Annotated in this window: 10 protein-coding genes and 1 pseudogene; 5 read left to right on the forward strand and 6 right to left on the reverse strand. The window is 64.9% G+C overall.

The window, feature by feature from the left end:
* Window positions 1–7: 7 nt before the first annotated feature.
* The 4 genes from BMY97_RS46165 to BMY97_RS46170 form a co-directional block, all read right to left on the reverse strand.
* A complete protein-coding gene (locus BMY97_RS46165) occupies window positions 8–844 on the reverse strand; it encodes a hypothetical protein (RefSeq protein WP_143086288.1) in 837 nt (278 codons plus the stop codon).
* The gene (locus BMY97_RS25275) at window positions 841–1,389 is read right to left on the reverse strand and encodes a nucleoside/nucleotide kinase family protein (protein ID WP_091620669.1); all 549 of its coding nucleotides are present in this window, start codon (window positions 1,387–1,389) and stop codon (window positions 841–843) included. Before BMY97_RS25275 ends, BMY97_RS46165 begins: the two co-directional genes overlap by 4 nt.
* Complete coding sequence (queC, locus tag BMY97_RS25280; protein WP_177231539.1) at window positions 1,386–2,792, reverse strand: 7-cyano-7-deazaguanine synthase QueC; 1,407 nt, start codon at window positions 2,790–2,792, stop codon at window positions 1,386–1,388. Before queC ends, BMY97_RS25275 begins: the two co-directional genes overlap by 4 nt.
* Before the next feature lie 417 nt (window positions 2,793–3,209).
* Window positions 3,210–3,455 (reverse strand): hypothetical protein, encoded by a 246-nt coding sequence (locus BMY97_RS46170; RefSeq protein ID WP_143086289.1) that lies wholly within the window; start codon window positions 3,453–3,455, stop codon window positions 3,210–3,212.
* A 725-nt stretch (window positions 3,456–4,180) separates the two neighbouring features.
* On the opposite strand from BMY97_RS46170, the gene BMY97_RS25285 reads away from it, so the two are divergent.
* The 3 genes from BMY97_RS25285 to BMY97_RS25295 are packed head-to-tail and all read left to right on the forward strand — an operon-like array spanning window position 4,181 to window position 9,062.
* On the forward strand, window positions 4,181–4,729 hold the full coding sequence (locus BMY97_RS25285; RefSeq protein ID WP_218156868.1) for a hypothetical protein: 549 nt from the start codon (window positions 4,181–4,183) through the stop codon (window positions 4,727–4,729).
* Entirely contained in the window at window positions 4,726–6,906 is a 2,181-nt protein-coding gene (locus BMY97_RS25290; RefSeq protein ID WP_177231540.1) for an ATP-binding protein, read from the forward strand. The genes BMY97_RS25285 and BMY97_RS25290 overlap by 4 nt, the downstream gene beginning before the upstream one ends.
* A 35-nt stretch (window positions 6,907–6,941) precedes the next feature.
* Entirely contained in the window at window positions 6,942–9,062 is a 2,121-nt protein-coding gene (locus BMY97_RS25295; protein WP_091620675.1) for a hypothetical protein, read from the forward strand.
* Between the two features lie 78 nt (window positions 9,063–9,140).
* Here BMY97_RS25295 and BMY97_RS49615 read toward each other — a convergent pair.
* Both BMY97_RS49615 and BMY97_RS25305 read right to left on the reverse strand, forming a co-directional pair.
* Window positions 9,141–9,890: pseudogene (locus BMY97_RS49615) on the reverse strand (hypothetical protein).
* On the reverse strand, window positions 9,887–13,036 hold the full coding sequence (locus BMY97_RS25305) for a non-ribosomal peptide synthetase (RefSeq protein WP_091620677.1): 3,150 nt from the start codon (window positions 13,034–13,036) through the stop codon (window positions 9,887–9,889). The pseudogene BMY97_RS49615 and the gene BMY97_RS25305 overlap by 4 nt, the downstream one beginning before the upstream one ends.
* Window positions 13,037–13,677: 641 nt before the next feature.
* On the opposite strand from BMY97_RS25305, the gene BMY97_RS25310 reads away from it, so the two are divergent.
* On the forward strand, window positions 13,678–15,252 hold the full coding sequence (locus BMY97_RS25310; RefSeq protein WP_091620680.1) for a condensation domain-containing protein: 1,575 nt from the start codon (window positions 13,678–13,680) through the stop codon (window positions 15,250–15,252).
* The gene (locus tag BMY97_RS25315; RefSeq protein ID WP_091620683.1) at window positions 15,249–15,437 is read left to right on the forward strand and encodes an MbtH family protein; all 189 of its coding nucleotides are present in this window, start codon (window positions 15,249–15,251) and stop codon (window positions 15,435–15,437) included. Before BMY97_RS25310 ends, BMY97_RS25315 begins: the two co-directional genes overlap by 4 nt.
* Window positions 15,438–15,450: the final 13 nt, after the last annotated feature.

Consider the following 15,450-nt stretch of genomic DNA (forward strand, 5'->3'; position numbering starts at 1 on the left):
CGAATGATCATGTCGTCACCGCATGGGGAAATCGAATGTCGCAACCTGCGGCCTCTCGCAAAACAGTGACATTGCTCCGCGCGAGCGCAAGCATGGAGGAATTGAGGCTGTCGATATGCTCGACGGAAAGTTCAGGTTTTCGGTAACCCTCGCCAGGCAGTATCGCTATATTGAGTGCCGCCATCACCACAGGTGTCGCACAGTCCACTGACTTGATCCAAGTGTGCCGTCGTTGCCGCGCCAACTCAATATCCCCGGAATCAGAAAGGCCCAAAAGTCGGTAACAGATATTTGGATCGACCAAACCTCGTTCTGCCATGTAAGCTGTGGCAGCGATTCGATTGAACGCCGGCCCGGAACTATCCGACCGTTTAGGAGCCGGTAACGCAATAGAGTCGAGAAATGCGCATTCTGTCATTCGCTCAAGGCATCGATACCAATCGAGGTCGTCGGCGCCCTGCACAACTCCGCACAGCCCGATTCCGTATTCATTGTCCATTAGCTCTCGCGCAGCAGCCGAGCTGGCTGCCCATGTTGATGTTCCATCGTGAAGGTAGTCGGGCAGCACAACCTCATGAGCGCCCACCATTCTGGCCGCGTGTAAGAGCGCGGCACTTGAAAGAGGCGAGCCTAACTCGAATGCCCCGTTGTCGACGATAAGGTGCGCCCCCCGATTGCCCTGATCGCGATAGAAATCAACATAGGGTACGTCCGTGAGAATTCGATGTGCGGCAAGATAATGTACAGTGGGTGGATCTTGGTCGGCCAGTTCGGTTAGATTTCGAGTCGGGCAGATTACCGACAGGGCGATTCCTTCAGCGGCCCGTACTGTGGCGGAACTCATGATGATATCTTTGCTATGAGCGCGTCCACAAGCGCAGCCACGGCAACAGAATTGTCAGTAACGTCGATAATAAGATCCCAGTCTCCGCTGTCCAAGTCTGCGAGCGAACGAATGGCGGAACTAACTTGTTCAGATGCGCGATCTGGGTCGTCGAGGTGACGAATAGTCAGCCGTTCACGCAGGAGTTCGATTGTTGGCCGCACATAGACGCGGATAGCATGGGGCCATATGCTGGAGGTGTCGCTAACGTCGCTCTTGGTGGCAAGGGGTAGTACGACAATTCGATGATTGGAGTGATTTTTGTCGATCCAACTTTTGTCGTAGCCGTAGAGATGTTGCCCTACGACACGGCGCAGGCAGAATTGATGCTCGCGTCGGCGAAATTCTTCGCGGGTTAGAAACACGTCGTTATTGTCATCGATACCCCTACTGGGGCGCGTCACTGCTCCTCTTGCTAGGACGTAATGTTCACCGCGGACAAGGAGCGCCCGGGCGGTGTGGGTTTTGCCACCACCTCGGGGCGAAGCGAGAGCAAGGATCGTCATGCTGGCCTCCCGGAGCGGGCGAGGATACTAGCCGGCACCGGAGTCGCGTACGCGCGAGGGTCGTCGAGGCCGAGTTGGTGAAAGGCAATCCGACGTTGCAAACAACTGCCGCATGATCCGCACGGTAGTTCACCGCTGCGATAGCAACTCCAAGTCAAGTGGAGCGGAACGTTCAGTTGGAGCGCGGTTCGCACAATGTCACGTTTGCTCATGCGCCCGACTGGCGACGCAATGGTGATTCGGTCTACACTGCCGATGTTGACTGCTCGACTCAAGGTTTCAATGAACTCCAGCTCGTTATCGGGAAATACTGATCCCTCTTGCTCGTTCGTTCCGAGCACAATGCTTCCGAAGCCATAGCGCTCGCAGAGGGCGACAGCGTGTGCAATAAGGACAAGGTTTCGCGCTGGCACCCACTCATGGGCTGTCTCTACGCCCTCGTCGCCATCGGCAATATGATCGATCTCGCTTGTAAGTGTGCTGCCACCGAGTTCTCCAAGCCAGCGAAGATCGGGGAATATCGCCTCAGCTCCATAGAATTCCGCTATCTCTTCTACGGCCCTGCGCTCGCGCACTTCGGCTCGACAACCGTATTGAAAATTGCAGAATACCAGTTTCTGCCCGGCTTCGGCGACCAGCGCTGCTGCCGTGGTCGAGTCCATGCCGCCTGAGCATACGCATAGTGCCGGCCCGCCACTGCGGCGCCGATCAAGCGAGAAGCTATCGAGTACTCTGGTGGCGTCGACGACAGCACCTGAATAGGGCTCCAAGCGAGTCACTTCGGCAGTGTCGTCGATACCGGCAAGCGCCGCGCGTAGTTGTCCGGATTCCGAGGCGAAGAACATTGAACCCAGGCCGTATGAGAAAGCCATCCATAAAGGCTTAAAGGAACATGCCAGTGTCAGCATTTCTGGTTGAGCGACATTGTGTACTGCGAGCGCGTAGCTGCCAACTACCTCATCGGCGAAGTTGACTAGCTGCTCCCTTGGGCTGGATCCTCCGCGAACCAACAAGTTCGGAATTATCCCGCTGTCGATTCGAGTAGCTAGATTGCTTTGCTCTATACCGTAACGTGCGCGAAGCTCGTGATCGTTGGCAACAATTCCGTTGTGTACGATAGTAGTTCCACCATATTGGTAGGGCTGAAGTTGCTCGGCGGTGATGTCGGGAACGTGCTCACTCGTAGGTTCAAGCCTACTGTTCATGAGCACGACTGTTTGCCCGCTTCGCACCTGAATTCGCTCCGCCACTGCCAGTGGACCGGCAAGGTCGCGAGCGAAGGAACTACCGTGCAATCCGAGCATCGCCACGCCGGCGCCATCGCTGCCTCGACTGGCCCCTAATTGCATGAGCCGACGTAGTACGAGCTCAGAATCAGCACTGTCCGACACCTGGCCGGACACGATCCCTCCCCCAATAAAACACATTATATCGTCCTCCCCTGACGATTCTGTGAAGCGCGATGTGGCGATTCGCTCGCCCCTCATAGGCGTTGAGGCACGTGGAATCGCACAACTCGATCTTCGCGACATCGGACACTAGCTGCTGCGCTGTTCAACGGTGGTCGCTAGTCCGATTTGCGATAGATTTTCACTCGTTATGCCTACGACGAACGGCGTCACCCACACGGAGTCAGTTGCCGTCGACGTGTTGGCTGATCGAGGACAGCTCGCTGAGGTCGAGCTCGCGCTGACCGTGGGTGACCGCGACGTAGGTGAACTAGGCCTTCCCCAGGTCTGATTTCGCCATGTATCGGGTTGCCGGGTAGATCGGCGTTCCGCGGGCGCCTGTTTCGGAAACGTTACCGGCTATGCGCACGTTCAACCACTTGAAGCCCGTCGGCCGTGTGCAATGGAGGCGGTTACCTCGGCGGTGGCCTCGGTGCGGAGCTGGGACAGGGCCTGCAGGACAACGTCGGCGCCGTTTTGGCCGATGACGTCGACTGCTGGCAGCACATTCCGGCCCTCTGCGTCCCAGTGCAGGCACACCTGCGCAGAACAGCACCGGATCGCGGTCGCCGATGGATTGCCCGGCTGGCGCCGGGCCGCCTCGATCAGCTTCTGCAATCCTGTGGCGTGCCCGGCGAACGCGACTTGGCGCCTGCCATCGCGCTGTGGTGCGCCACGAAGTTGGAGTTGTCTGCGTTCGATTGCAGTTAGACCGAGGTCGACGGCGGCCTCGGCGACCGAACCGGCGACGGTACGTCGGTTGCAGCGCGGCGTCCTGGGTCGCCATCCCAGTCGAGCCAGGACGGCCTGCCCCTGTAGACAAAGGCTGTCGATCCTTGCAAGCTGTATCGTCGCGAGCCCCGCCAGACGCTGCAGCCGGGTCGCGACGGCGTGGGATCAGCGTCCGATGCAGCTGCATTCCACCGGTCGAGGTCTTGTCGAAGTTCGCCACCGCAGTCCGGCGGGTCTGCGCCAGCTGTTATTCGGCATCAGTCACATACCGTGTCAGTAAAATTACGTGTGCGGTAGTAACGACTGGATGTGTCGATCCGACGTTGTTGACGGTGTGGTTGCACGCCGTGCGGGGCCGTCCCGCTGCCGTCCGCGACCACTCTGGTGGTTCGTTCTAGTGAGGGCCGACCGCGTCGCTTATGGGGGATGCCGAGTTGGACAAGCTGGCTACCGCTGCAGGGTCCGCAGGCACAGAGGGTCGCCCTGCTGCGACGCGAACTCAGCATGCCATTCGACTACTGGCACTGCTTGGTGGGTGCGGTGCACCAACAGTAGGCGGAGATCCTCTAGGAACGGTCAAATCCATCCGGAGCGAGCTCCGGCTCCAGGCGATGGACTTCTGGCTGCGGAACCCGGATTACCTCGCCGATGAGCTGGTGTCGATGGTGGAAGCGGCCACGGCCGCCCCCAGCTACCTGGTCACGGCGCGGTCGCTCTTGGACGATCCGGAGCCGGACCTGCGCTGGTACCCGATGCCGCGGTGGTTCTTCGGCGCGTACGAACAGCTCGACGACGCGTTCTCCCTCCTGGAGACGTACGGCCTCGCCGCGCTGCGCCGCACCGGGCAGCCAGGCAAGAAGAGCAAGCGCAACCTCTTCTTCCTGACGGAGGCCGGGGCCGCCGCGGTCGCCGAGCTCGCGACGGATCCGATTCTGGGGTGGTACGCCGAGCAGGTGAAGCTGGTCGCGTTGGTCGCGGGGGACGACGGCGGGCAGGCGCTGAAGGACCGGCAATACCGGCAGGCCACGTACGCGGGAACGGACCTGGGCGTCGCTATCGCGCCCATCGCGCCGCGGGTGCGCGAACGGCTCGACGCGCTGAGTGCGGCCGCACCTGGGTCGGCTGCTGGAGGCCTCGGTCAGGAAGGGGATCGGACGTGAGTGCTCTGGGCAAGGAGGTTGCTGACACCCTGGCTAGGCGACGGGCAGGCGGTCCGCTCAGCCTCACCGTCGACGAGGTCGACAAGATCCTCAGCGGGCTCGGTGTCCCGCTTCGCGGCGCCAAGGCGGTTCCCGTGCCGCTGCGCGCGACCCGGATGCACTTCAGCGGCACGAAGTGGCTAAAACCGGATCACCCCGATGCCCAAGGACACCCGCTGGTCGACGTCGCCGATCTCCCTGCGTGGATCCGGCCGGTCGTTGACGAGCTCTCTCCCACGGCCGGCTCGGACGGAGATGGCCCGGCGCCGGACATCGATGAGCAGGTGGGGCCGAAGGCACGAGTCCCGTTTCGCTTCGAATGGTCGCCGCAGCCCGGTGTCAACGGGATCGGGTCGGGACGGAACCTGCGCGGCAAGTCGACCCTCTTGAACGTTCTCATGTGGTCGCTGACTGGTCGGTGTCCGCAGTTCCAGAACGACGTCCGCAGCTGGATCGAGCACGTCGAGGTCGATTGGGCGGTGGGTGCCGAGCAACTGCGGGTGAAGTTCGATGCGGTGAACGGGGTGGCCACCGGGCAAGTGGTCAGGGTCACGGAGGTCGACTCGGACATCAGGTCCACGGTCCTCGGGCAGTTCGACGGCGCGGACTTCGAAGGCGTCATGGGTTCGCTGATGATGACCCGGTTGCGGCTGGAGAACATCCCCGTCTGGACGGACACAGCGGCGCGGGTGCACGCGTGGCCCGCGTACTCCAGCTCGTTCGTGGTCCGCGCGAAGCAGCTCGATCCGATCGTCGGCAACGAACAGACCATCGGCGTGCGGATGATGCAGATGTTCATCGGCACGGACTGGGCACCGGTGCAGGCTGCCGCGATGACGGCGCGGCGCGGCATGGACAAGGCACGATCGGCAGCGAACGACAAGGCTCAGGCAGCCGGTGATGCCGTGGAGGCGAGCCGAAGCGCGGCGGAGAAGCAGGTCGAGGATCTCCGAGCGAAGATCGAGAAGCTGCCCGCTGGGACGCCGGATGTGCAAGTGATGCTCAACGCCGCGACCCGCGCATCCGACCTCGCACGAGAGGTACACGGGCTTGAGGCGAAGCTGATCGCGCAGACTTCACTCGCCGGAACCGCACGTCAGCAACTCAAGGCAGTGAGGGCCCAGGTGCACACCACCTACGAAGACGCGCTCGCGGCGAGGTTCTTCCATCACATGCGTCCTTCGGTGTGCCCACGTTGCGCTGCGCAGGTCACCCCAGAGCGGCAGGCGGCGGAACCGGACAAACACGAGTGCTCGGTGTGCACCAGTGAACTGAATCTCGATGCCCTCCAAGCCGACGTCATCGTGGCCGCGTCCGTACCGGATGAGCTCGTGGCCGGCCTGGTTGCGGGGACGTCCGGGGGTGATGGTGTGGGCGGAGATGCCGAAGACGGGCCTTTGGACGAGGTCGAAGCGGCACAGGCCGCGGTGACCGCCGCCGAGGCCGCGGTGGCGGAGTTGACTGCCGAGATCGCGGCTCTCACTGAGCAGCGAGACGGGGCGGCCTCGCGGGTCGACGTGGGGAGCGAGCTTCTTTCGGCCGCTAGTGAGCGCCGTGCGCTCGAACTGGACTTGGCCCGCGCCGAAGGCGCGGTGGGGGCGCTGACCCGGTCAAGCGACCCGGCGACGGTCGACCCGGTCGACCCGGTGCAGCTTGCCGTCGTGGATGCGGCCGAGCAGGTTCTGAAGAAGTGGGTGAGGAGCGACCAGGACCCGATGCTGGCCCGGATCTCCGCCGACATCGAACGCCTGACCCAGAGCTTCGGCGCCGAGAACCTCAGCGGCTTCACGCTCACTGGCGCCGCCAACATGGCGCTCCGCGAGAACGGCGTCAAGCAGAAGTACTCCGGGCTGACGGACGGCGAGAAGCTGAGGGTCAAGATCGCGACCGCCATCGCCCTCATTCGACACGGATACGTCGAGGGGATCGGCCGCCACCCCGGTTTCCTGGTCCTCGACTCGCCCTCCGCAGAGGAGATGCCGGAGGAGGACCTCGCCACCATGGTCAAGGCATTGTGGGACGTCGCGGGCGAGGCCGAGATGCAGATCTTCGTCGCCACCCGCAACGCTGCCCCGCTCGTCGACCTTCTTCCGAAGGCCAACCGGGTTGTCGCGGAGGGCAACTCCTACGTGTGGTGAGAAGCTGGACGGTAACCGCGGACGAGAGGAAAGCCATGAGCGGCGGTGCGGCCGTTGAGCTGGAGGGGGACCTCACTGCGCTGCTTTCGGCAAGCTCGGGACGACCGCCGTCCGAGGACGCTTTCGCCACGCTCGGCGGTTGGGAGCGGCTGGCTCGGGAGGCCGCTGATCTCGCCGACAGCCCGGTCCTTCCGCCGCTGGTTAACCTGGTCGCGAACGAGGCTGCGAACTCCGGCGGCCGAACCGGCAGCTACCCGGAAGCCATGCGCCGCGTGTCGACCGCAGTCACCTCCACCATGAACCCGGCCATCCTCTCCGACAGTCTGGAGACTCTGCTTACCAGCGGACCTGCGCTGAACGAGGTCGGCGCGGTTCTGGCTAAGGCCCTGGAAGACGCTGTCCAGGAATTCCTCGACTCGCCGGATCCGGACAGCCGTGCCGCCCTGCGAGCGGCAGGCGTGCTGGAGGCTCGCACCCGGCTTGCCCTGTGCGGGATCGGATCGCCATTCGCGTTGCTGGCTCTTCTGGAGCGCTTCGACGCGCCGATGCCCAAGCCGCTCGGCACCGCGGTTGTCCGCGCCGTCGGCGTCGCAGTCGATCACTGGCCGCACGCCGCGAGCCTCGCTGGCGTTGTACGCCTCGTCGCTGGGATCGACCCGCCGGCCGGCCGGTCGCGTCCAGGCGCCGCCCCCGAGGACGTCGCCTCTGATGCCGCGTGGGTGCTGGCGGGAATCGAGCTGGTCAGCGCACTCCGCGCCGCGGACCTGCCGCTCATGCTGCGCAACCTCGAAGCGTCCGCGGGGTACTTGCAGGTCGCCTGGGACACCTACGAACGTGAAGACGCCAGCATCCTCTTGACCGTGGTCGAAGTGCTGTGCGCACTGCTCGACGAGTCCTCGCCGAGGCCGGATGTGGATGCCCTGTCGACCTCTCGGCTCGAACCACACGCATTGGCCGACCTGGTTGAGCGGGTTCGCCGGATCAATGTGACGGCCATGGGCCTGAACCACTGGTACGGGGATCCGAAGCGAGCAGCACTGCTGGCGTGGACTCAGTTGGCTGACGACCTGGGCAGGCTCCGGGAGGAGTTCAAACGGGACAGCTTCTACAAGGCTGAGGTCGTCGTCGACGACCTGCTCCAGATCTACATGGGCTCGCGCTCCACCGCGGTGGTCTCCCACGAGGAGGACATCAACGGCCTGCTCAGGCTCGTCCAGCCGGTCATCGAATCGGGGTTCGCCAGGACCGCGGGCCTGCTGAGCAACCTTGAAGATCACACCCACGCCTTGGAGCAGGAAGCCGCGACCGCGGTGGGTGACCGCGCACGCGAGGTCGCCGAGAAACTCGCCGCCGCGCAGGCGGTTCTTCAAGCGGCGAAGGCGCAAGCATTGGCCGGTGCAGGGCCGGGAAAAGGCGGTAGCGGCACGGCGACCGCGTCGCTGCCGCAGCCACTCAACCAGCTGGTCCTACCCGGATCCGCGGCAGCGATCGAACTCACCGAGAAACTGTCGCCCGAGGCCCTCGCCGAACTGGCCAAGGTGGTCAGCGACGCCACCATCGGCAGGCATAGCCTCAACCTGGTCGAGGCGGAGGTGTACGCCACGATCCAAACCTGCTTGGAAGCCAGCCCCGATTACGCCGGAGAGCCGAAGGATGCAGTCAACGACGTCCTCCGGCTGATCATCCAATTCGTCAGCTCACGGACCAATGCCCAATCGGACCTGTACCCGTACCTGTTTGACCCGAAAGCCGTCGAGGACGACATCCACAAGGATCTCCTTGACTACTTGAAGTCTGGCAGCCACGGCGCGATCACGGAGTACGAGGTCCAGCACGTCGGCGGCGGGCGGATCGATCTGCGACTCAAGTTCAGCGGATTCAGCATCTGCATCGAGATGAAGTTCGATTCGATGAAGCAGCCCTTGAGCGACAAGCAGGCGTACCTCAAGCAGGCGGTCACATATCAGACCACGGATATCCGAATCGGATTCCTGGTCTCGCTGCGCCACAAGGCATTCGATCCCACTGGGGCGCCGCCACACCTAAGCGCGCTCATCGGTCACACGGTGTTCGACGTGCCCGGCGACTCGGTCCCGAGGCACATCGTCACCGTAGGCGTTCCTGGCAGCCGGACCAGACCGTCGGACATGAAGTAGTGCCGGGTTCGTTTCCAGCCAGTCAAGCTGGTGGCGGCAGGTCCGGCCGCACACAGCGATGCACGGTGGCAGCCCACGTCACGCGGCCAAGGCCGCGTCGGCGTTCTGGACTTCGCGTGTGTGCTGTTCGGTTCCTTGATCGGGAGCACCATTCGTTTCGAACTCTGCGCGAACGATCTTGACGAGTCGTCGAGCAGGCGTGGCGCCAATCCCGAGCCCGAACACGCAGCGTGTCAGCCGATATCGGCTTCTGGTGGGCCGCCCGATGAGCCTTGTCCTCCTGCCGCGCCTGGTCGAGAAGCACCTCCAGCGGACGGCCGCGAGATGCCCGTTGATCGAGCTTTGACAGGCTCAGATCCTTACACTCACCCTCAGATGGAACCGGAGCATCCACCCGTTCCTCGGCTTCGATGCTTTGACGCTCGACGGCAGCGAAGCTGTCGGCAACGGCGGCCGTTCCTGGCGGCTGGGTAGCGCCGATCGCCTGCAAAAGCCTGGTCCAACCTCGGCCCAGCCGATCAAGAGAAGTGGTCCGACGGCGTCGAATGCTGCTTTGCCGTACTCGCCGGCAACGAGCGGGTCCGCCACGTTCAACGCAAACGTGACCACGCTCGCGAAGATCAGGAGCCGGCGCGCCGGTCGCAACACGTCGGCGGAGGCGCCGGTGAGTGCAAGGTGCCGGGTGCCGAGCAGGAGCCCCAGGATCGATAGGTCCACCGCTGGTGCGACGAGCGGCGCCACCCAGACCGGCACCCCCAACCGAAGGGCGAGGTTGACGTTGCGGGCACCGAGGACCGCGGTGCTCCGTGGTGCGGAGTCAGGTCTCATCCTGGTTCCCTTCCGGGAGGCGCCGAGTCCGTCGCGCCGCTGAGCCGACTGACCTCCGCGGCGAAATCTTCGAAGACTGGGAACTCGAAGAGGGTGACCATCGACAGTCTGCAGCCCAACTGCTCGCCGAGGTCCGCGCACACCGCACTGGCCAGCAGCGAGTGCCCGCCGAGGGCGAAGAAATCCTCGTGGGCTGCGAACTCCGATATGGCGAGCGCGGTGCGCCAGGCTCGGGCGACGAGTCCGATGAGCCCGGTGTCCGGCCTGGCCTCCCGTGGCGCTTCCGCCGACGGCGGTGGCAACGCGTCACGGTCGAGCTTCCCGTTGACTGTCAACGGCAGTTTTGCCATCGGGACGAACGCCGTCGGCACCATGAACGGGGGCAGACGGGCAGCGAGGGCTTCACGTAGCCGCGGGACCTCGACCGGCTCCGCGGCGACGAGGTACGCGATCAGTGCCGGACCGCCCGGTGCGTCCGGCCGCAACTCGACCACAGCGTCCTCGACTGCCGGGTGCCCGCGCAGCACGGATTCGACCTCGCCCGGCTCAATCCGGTACCCCCGAAGCTTGACCTGCCGGTCAACGCGCCCAAGGAAGGCCAGGGTGCCGTCGGGCCGCCACTGTGCCCGGTCCCCGGTGCGGTACATGCGCGAGCCGTCAGCAGCGAACGGGTCCGGGACGAATCGGGCCGCCGTCGGGCCTGGTCGGCCGAGGTAGCCGCGAGCCACCCCGGAACCGGCAAGAAAGAGTTCACCTTGGGTGCCGATCGGAACCGGCCGCAGCCAGTGGTCCAGGACGTAGGCGGCGGTGCCGGGCAGTGGCCTGCCGATGTGCGGTACACCGCCAGGTTCGACGTCCCCCGTGGTGCTGACGATGGTTCCCTCGGTCGGTCCATACATATTGGACAGACGGCATGGCAGTCTTGCGGGGACCGTGACCAACGAGTCGCCGCCGGTCTGTAGGCAGCGCAGGCTGGGATGGGACACCGGCGCTGTCGAGGCGGCCGCGGTCAGCAGTGGGGTGATCATCAGTGAGAGGGTGACCCGTTGCTCGGCCAGGATGTCCCAGAGCCGGCTGGTATCGGCGCGGACTTCATCCGGCACAACGACCACGCGGCCACCACATGAGAGTACGGGCAGGCTTTCCACGAGGCTCGCATCGAAGCACGGGCTGGTCATCATGCTCGACGTGTCGTCCGCGGTGACGGTGTAGGTGTCGACGTAGGCCGCGACCAGGTTGGCGAGGGCGGCGTGGGTAACCTCGACGCCCTTCGGTCGGCCGGTCGAACCGGAGGTGTGGATGACGTAGGCAGAGCTTTCGCCCGAGGGCCGATCGAGCGCGGGGTAGTCCTCAGGGTCGCCGAAGCCGACGAACTCCACGGCCTGGAACACCTCAGGCATGGGACGGCGCCCAACGACCAGACGAAGCCGGGCGTCGGCGACGACGAACCCGAGCCGGTCGGTCGGGTAGGTCGGGTCCAGCGGGACGTACACCGCGCCTGCGCGCCACACACCGAGCAGCGCAGCCAAGAGGTCCGCGCTGCGGGGCAGGCAGACTCCGACCCGGTCATCGGGCCGGACACCGTGTGCGGCTAGCAGCCCGGCTAGCCGGGCGGACTGGCGGTCGAGGTCCCGGTAGGTCATCTCGCGGTCTGAGTCCGACACCGCGACCGCCGCTGGCGTGGCGCGAGCGCTTGCCAGAATCCTGTCCACCACAGATGCCGGCGTTTCGGTCGGGGTGGGACCGGTTGACCAGGCGACCACAGTCTGACCTTCTCGCTCGCCGAGCGCGGGCACCTCGGCGAGCGGGCGGTCGGGATCGGTGGCGACCGCGGCCAATGCTGTGACGAGACGATCAGCGAACCGCCGGATGGTCGCCGCGTCGAACAGGTCGGTGGCGTAGTGGATCCGCCCGCGGAGCTCGTCCGACGTGTCGTCGACCGAGACGCTGAGATCGTAGTGGCTCACCTCGTCGAAGCCGAATTCGAGCGGCTCGCCCAGCAATGGCCGACCGGTGCATTCCTGATACAGCAGGGTGACCTGGACCAGCGGCGCGTGCGCGGCGGTACGTGCCGGGGCCAGGTGCTGGACCAGACGGTCAAACGAAAGCTCCTGATGTTCGTAGGCATCGAACACCACGTCCGCAGTCCGGCTAAACACGGCGCGGAAGGTGTCCTGCTCGTCCACCACCTGACGCAACGGGAGCAAATTGGTGAAGAGTCCGATCAACGATTCGGTCTCCGGCCGGGTCCGGTTCGGCAGCGGACACCCCACAACGACGTCCGGCCGCGCGGCCCAGCGGGCCAGGACAACCTGGTAGGCGGCAAGGAACACCATGAAACGCGTGGCTCCTTCGGCGCGGGCGAGCGTCGTCATGGCTGCACTGACCGGCACAGGCACTTCGAACGCCACCGAGGCGCCTCGGAACGAACGCACGGCAGGCCGCGGGCGATCGGCAGGCAGCTCCAGAACGGGGGGCGCGCTATCGAGGTGGCGTTCCCAGTAGACCAGGTCGCCCGCGAACCCACCGCTTTTCCAACGCTCGTGTTGCCCCCGCGCATAGTCCGAGTACTGGACGGGCAGGGCAGGCAGAGCGGGCGCCCGGCTTGCGCGCACCGCCTGGTATACCTCCGCCAGCTCGTCCCACAACAGGTTCCCGGACCAGCGGTCGGTGGCGATGTGGTGGACCACCAGCAGAAGCACGTGCCCGGCTTCGCCGAGCGAAAACAGACGAGCCCGCAGCAGCGGTCCGGCCGACAGCTCGACCGGACGGCGAACCTCGTCGCGTACCAAGCCGAGCAAAGCGGCTTCCCGGCCAACCGTGGTCCGACCCGGGACCAGCTCAGGAGCAAGTACCGGCAGTGACTGCGCGCCGACCATCTGCCAGAGCTCGCCACCTGCCACCTCAAACCGGCTGCGGAGCACTTCGTGCCGGGTCACGACCGTCTCCAACGCCGCATTCAAGGCCTGCACATCCAACTCGCCTGTCAGCCGCACGGCTCTGGGAGATACATAACCGGGGCGGCCCTTGTTCATTTCGCGGAAGAACTCGTCTTCGAACCAGATGCGCCGCTGGGCCGGCGATGCCCGGTGGCTCGTAGCGGCCAGTGTCCAGGTCAGCGGGTCCGGAAACGTTCCTGTAGTCACAGGCGGTCACCCGCTGGCACGTCAAGAGGCCTGTAAACCTGAGCAGTGTCCGCGGCATGGGGCAGCATCAAGACAGTCACTCGAGAATTCCGACAAACGGGCCCGAGTGTTCCAAATCAGACACTGTCATGGTTACTTATCGGCCAGCCTTGAGCTCGGCCAGCCACGTCGTGATGATTCAAGAATCCTCCCCCTGATAACGCATCATTGCATGCCGATAGGGCAGACGCGAGGATGTCGGATGCCCATTTAGAGACCGACGTTAAGTCAAGCCGAGCGCAGCCACAAGAAGGATTGCGATCTTCACTCAGCTGGGCTAGTCGCTCGCTGAAGAGCTGGAAGTCCCTCTGCTCGTAGCATGAAACCTTGGCGTGTAAGAAAAACTCGACGCCCGGTGGCACTCTCGTGAATCCTTGACCTAACATTCAGCGCACTGCTAAGTTCCAAAAGCCGAGCGAAATATAGATGCTTCGACTAACAGGGATTCGTCACGACGGACATCGGCGATCCCGATTATGAGGTCAGGATGATCCCGGTCTGCTGAATTCGTAGTCTCTTCGCTGGCCGGAACTGATTTCGCATCGGCGTGCTAGACCCGGGCATCTTCGGTGCCCGGCGACCCTTGGGGAGGGGGAACTCCGGTGAAAGCTGACTTCCAGGCGATGCGGCAGTACGCCGAATCGGTTGCAGACACGCGTCCCGCGCCTCCAACGGCGCGAGCGGCAGCGCTGGCGACGACGGCTCAGCGCGGGCTGTGGCTGACCGATTCGCTTTCCGAGGGGCGTAACGGCTACACCGTCACGCACGCCTACCACCTGCGCGGACCGCTCGACGAGGACGCGCTCGTCGCCGCGCTGCAAGCCGCCGTGGACCGCCACGACGCTCTGCGCACCCGGTTCGAGATCCGGAGCGAGCATCTGTGGCAGATCGTCGCGGATCGGGCAGACCTGGACTACGCACGGACGGATCTGCGGCGCTCGGAAGTGCGCCGTCCCCCTGCGGAGGTCGCTGCTGACCGGCTGCCGGAGCCACTCGACCTCGCGGCGGGGCCGGTGTTCCGGGCCGAGTTGCTTGTCCTGGCCGACCGCGAGCACCTGCTGCTGCTGCACATCCACCACGCGGTCAACGATGCCGCGTCGATGTCAGTGCTGGAGCGGGACATCGCCACCCATTACGCCGGGAACACCGTCGAACCTGCTGAGCCGCACCAGTTCTGGCAACTGGACAGCCCTGGCGATCCGGCCAGGGCCGCCAACTTCTGGGACGCCGAGTTGGCCGGGGTGCGCCCACCAGCCCCGGATCGGGCACCGGTCAAGCGCGCCTACCACGGTGACTGGACGTCGGCAGACTGTTCCGCGGAGTACACGGCTGCCGAGAAGGCGGGTGCGAAGTTGGGCGCCTCGCCCTTCGCCGTGCTAATGACGGCAATGCACTTCGGAGTGTCGGCCCTGCAGGAAAGCAGCGACACGCTCGTCGGGACCACCGTTTCCGTCCGCCCGCCGGGTTTTGAGGCCGTCGTCGGCCCGTTCGTCAACACGCTGCCGGTGCGGTTGCGCACGGAGCCGGAGTGGACCGTCGCCGACGCCGTTGCCGCCACGAGCGCGGCGATCGGACGAGTGCTGGAGTACCACGAGGTGCCGTTCGAAGACGTCGCACCGTCCGTGCTGCGGGCCGCCACCGGGCCAATGGTCCCGCTGACGCTGACCTCGAACACCGCGCTCGGGCCAGGCTTGGCACTGCCGGGCATCGCCTGCCGCCGGCTTGAGCTGGAAAGCCCGTGGTGCCAACGGGACCTGGCGGTGTACCTGACCCGCACCACGACCGGCCACGCGCTGCGCGCCTGCCGCTCGCCCGAGGCGTACTCCGCCGAGAACGTCGAGCACCTGCTGAACAGGGTCCGAGGCTTCCTGCAAGCGCTGGCGGCAGACCCGAAGGAGTCTCTCACCGAACTGGCCCGACGGGCTCCGGGCACCACGGCGGACTCGCCGGACGAAGCGGCTGCTCCACTGTCCTTGACCACCGTGCGCGAGGTCTGCGCCGACCTGCTTGACCGGCCCGAGGCCGGGCTGCCGGACGACTTCTTCGACGCCGGCGGCGGCTCGCTGGCCGCCATGCGGCTGGCCGTCCGGCTGGGTCTCTCGGTCCGGCAGATCTTCCAGCTACGAAGCATGCGAGCACTGGCGAGCGTGATTGATGAGAAGGAGGGGGACGCGTGAGCGACGAGTCCGACGAGCGGACCTTCAGGGTACTGGTTAACGCCGAAGAGCAGTATTCGCTGTTTCCCGCCGTTCTACCCGTACCCGGCGGCTGGAGGTCTGCAGACTTCACGGGCACGGAGGACGACTGCGTCGCGTTCGTCGACCGAGTCTGGACCGACATGCGGCCAGCCAGTACCCGGTGACAGCGACAACCTG

The organism is Amycolatopsis saalfeldensis, assembly GCF_900110575.1.
In the GTDB taxonomy this organism is placed as follows: domain Bacteria; phylum Actinomycetota; class Actinomycetes; order Mycobacteriales; family Pseudonocardiaceae; genus Amycolatopsis; species Amycolatopsis saalfeldensis.

Bases quoted from the DNA above. Each gene is read 5' to 3' on its own strand.
- BMY97_RS46165 (WP_143086288.1), bottom strand. From the start codon at position 844: ATGAGTTCCGCCACAGTACGGGCCGCTGAAGGAATCGCCCTGTCGGTA.
- BMY97_RS25275 (WP_091620669.1), bottom strand. From the start codon at position 1,389: ATGACGATCCTTGCTCTCGCTTCGCCCCGAGGTGGTGGCAAAACCCAC.
- BMY97_RS25295 (WP_091620675.1), top strand. From the start codon at position 6,942: ATGAGCGGCGGTGCGGCCGTTGAGCTGGAGGGGGACCTCACTGCGCTG.
- BMY97_RS25285 (WP_218156868.1), top strand. From the start codon at position 4,181: ATGGACTTCTGGCTGCGGAACCCGGATTACCTCGCCGATGAGCTGGTG.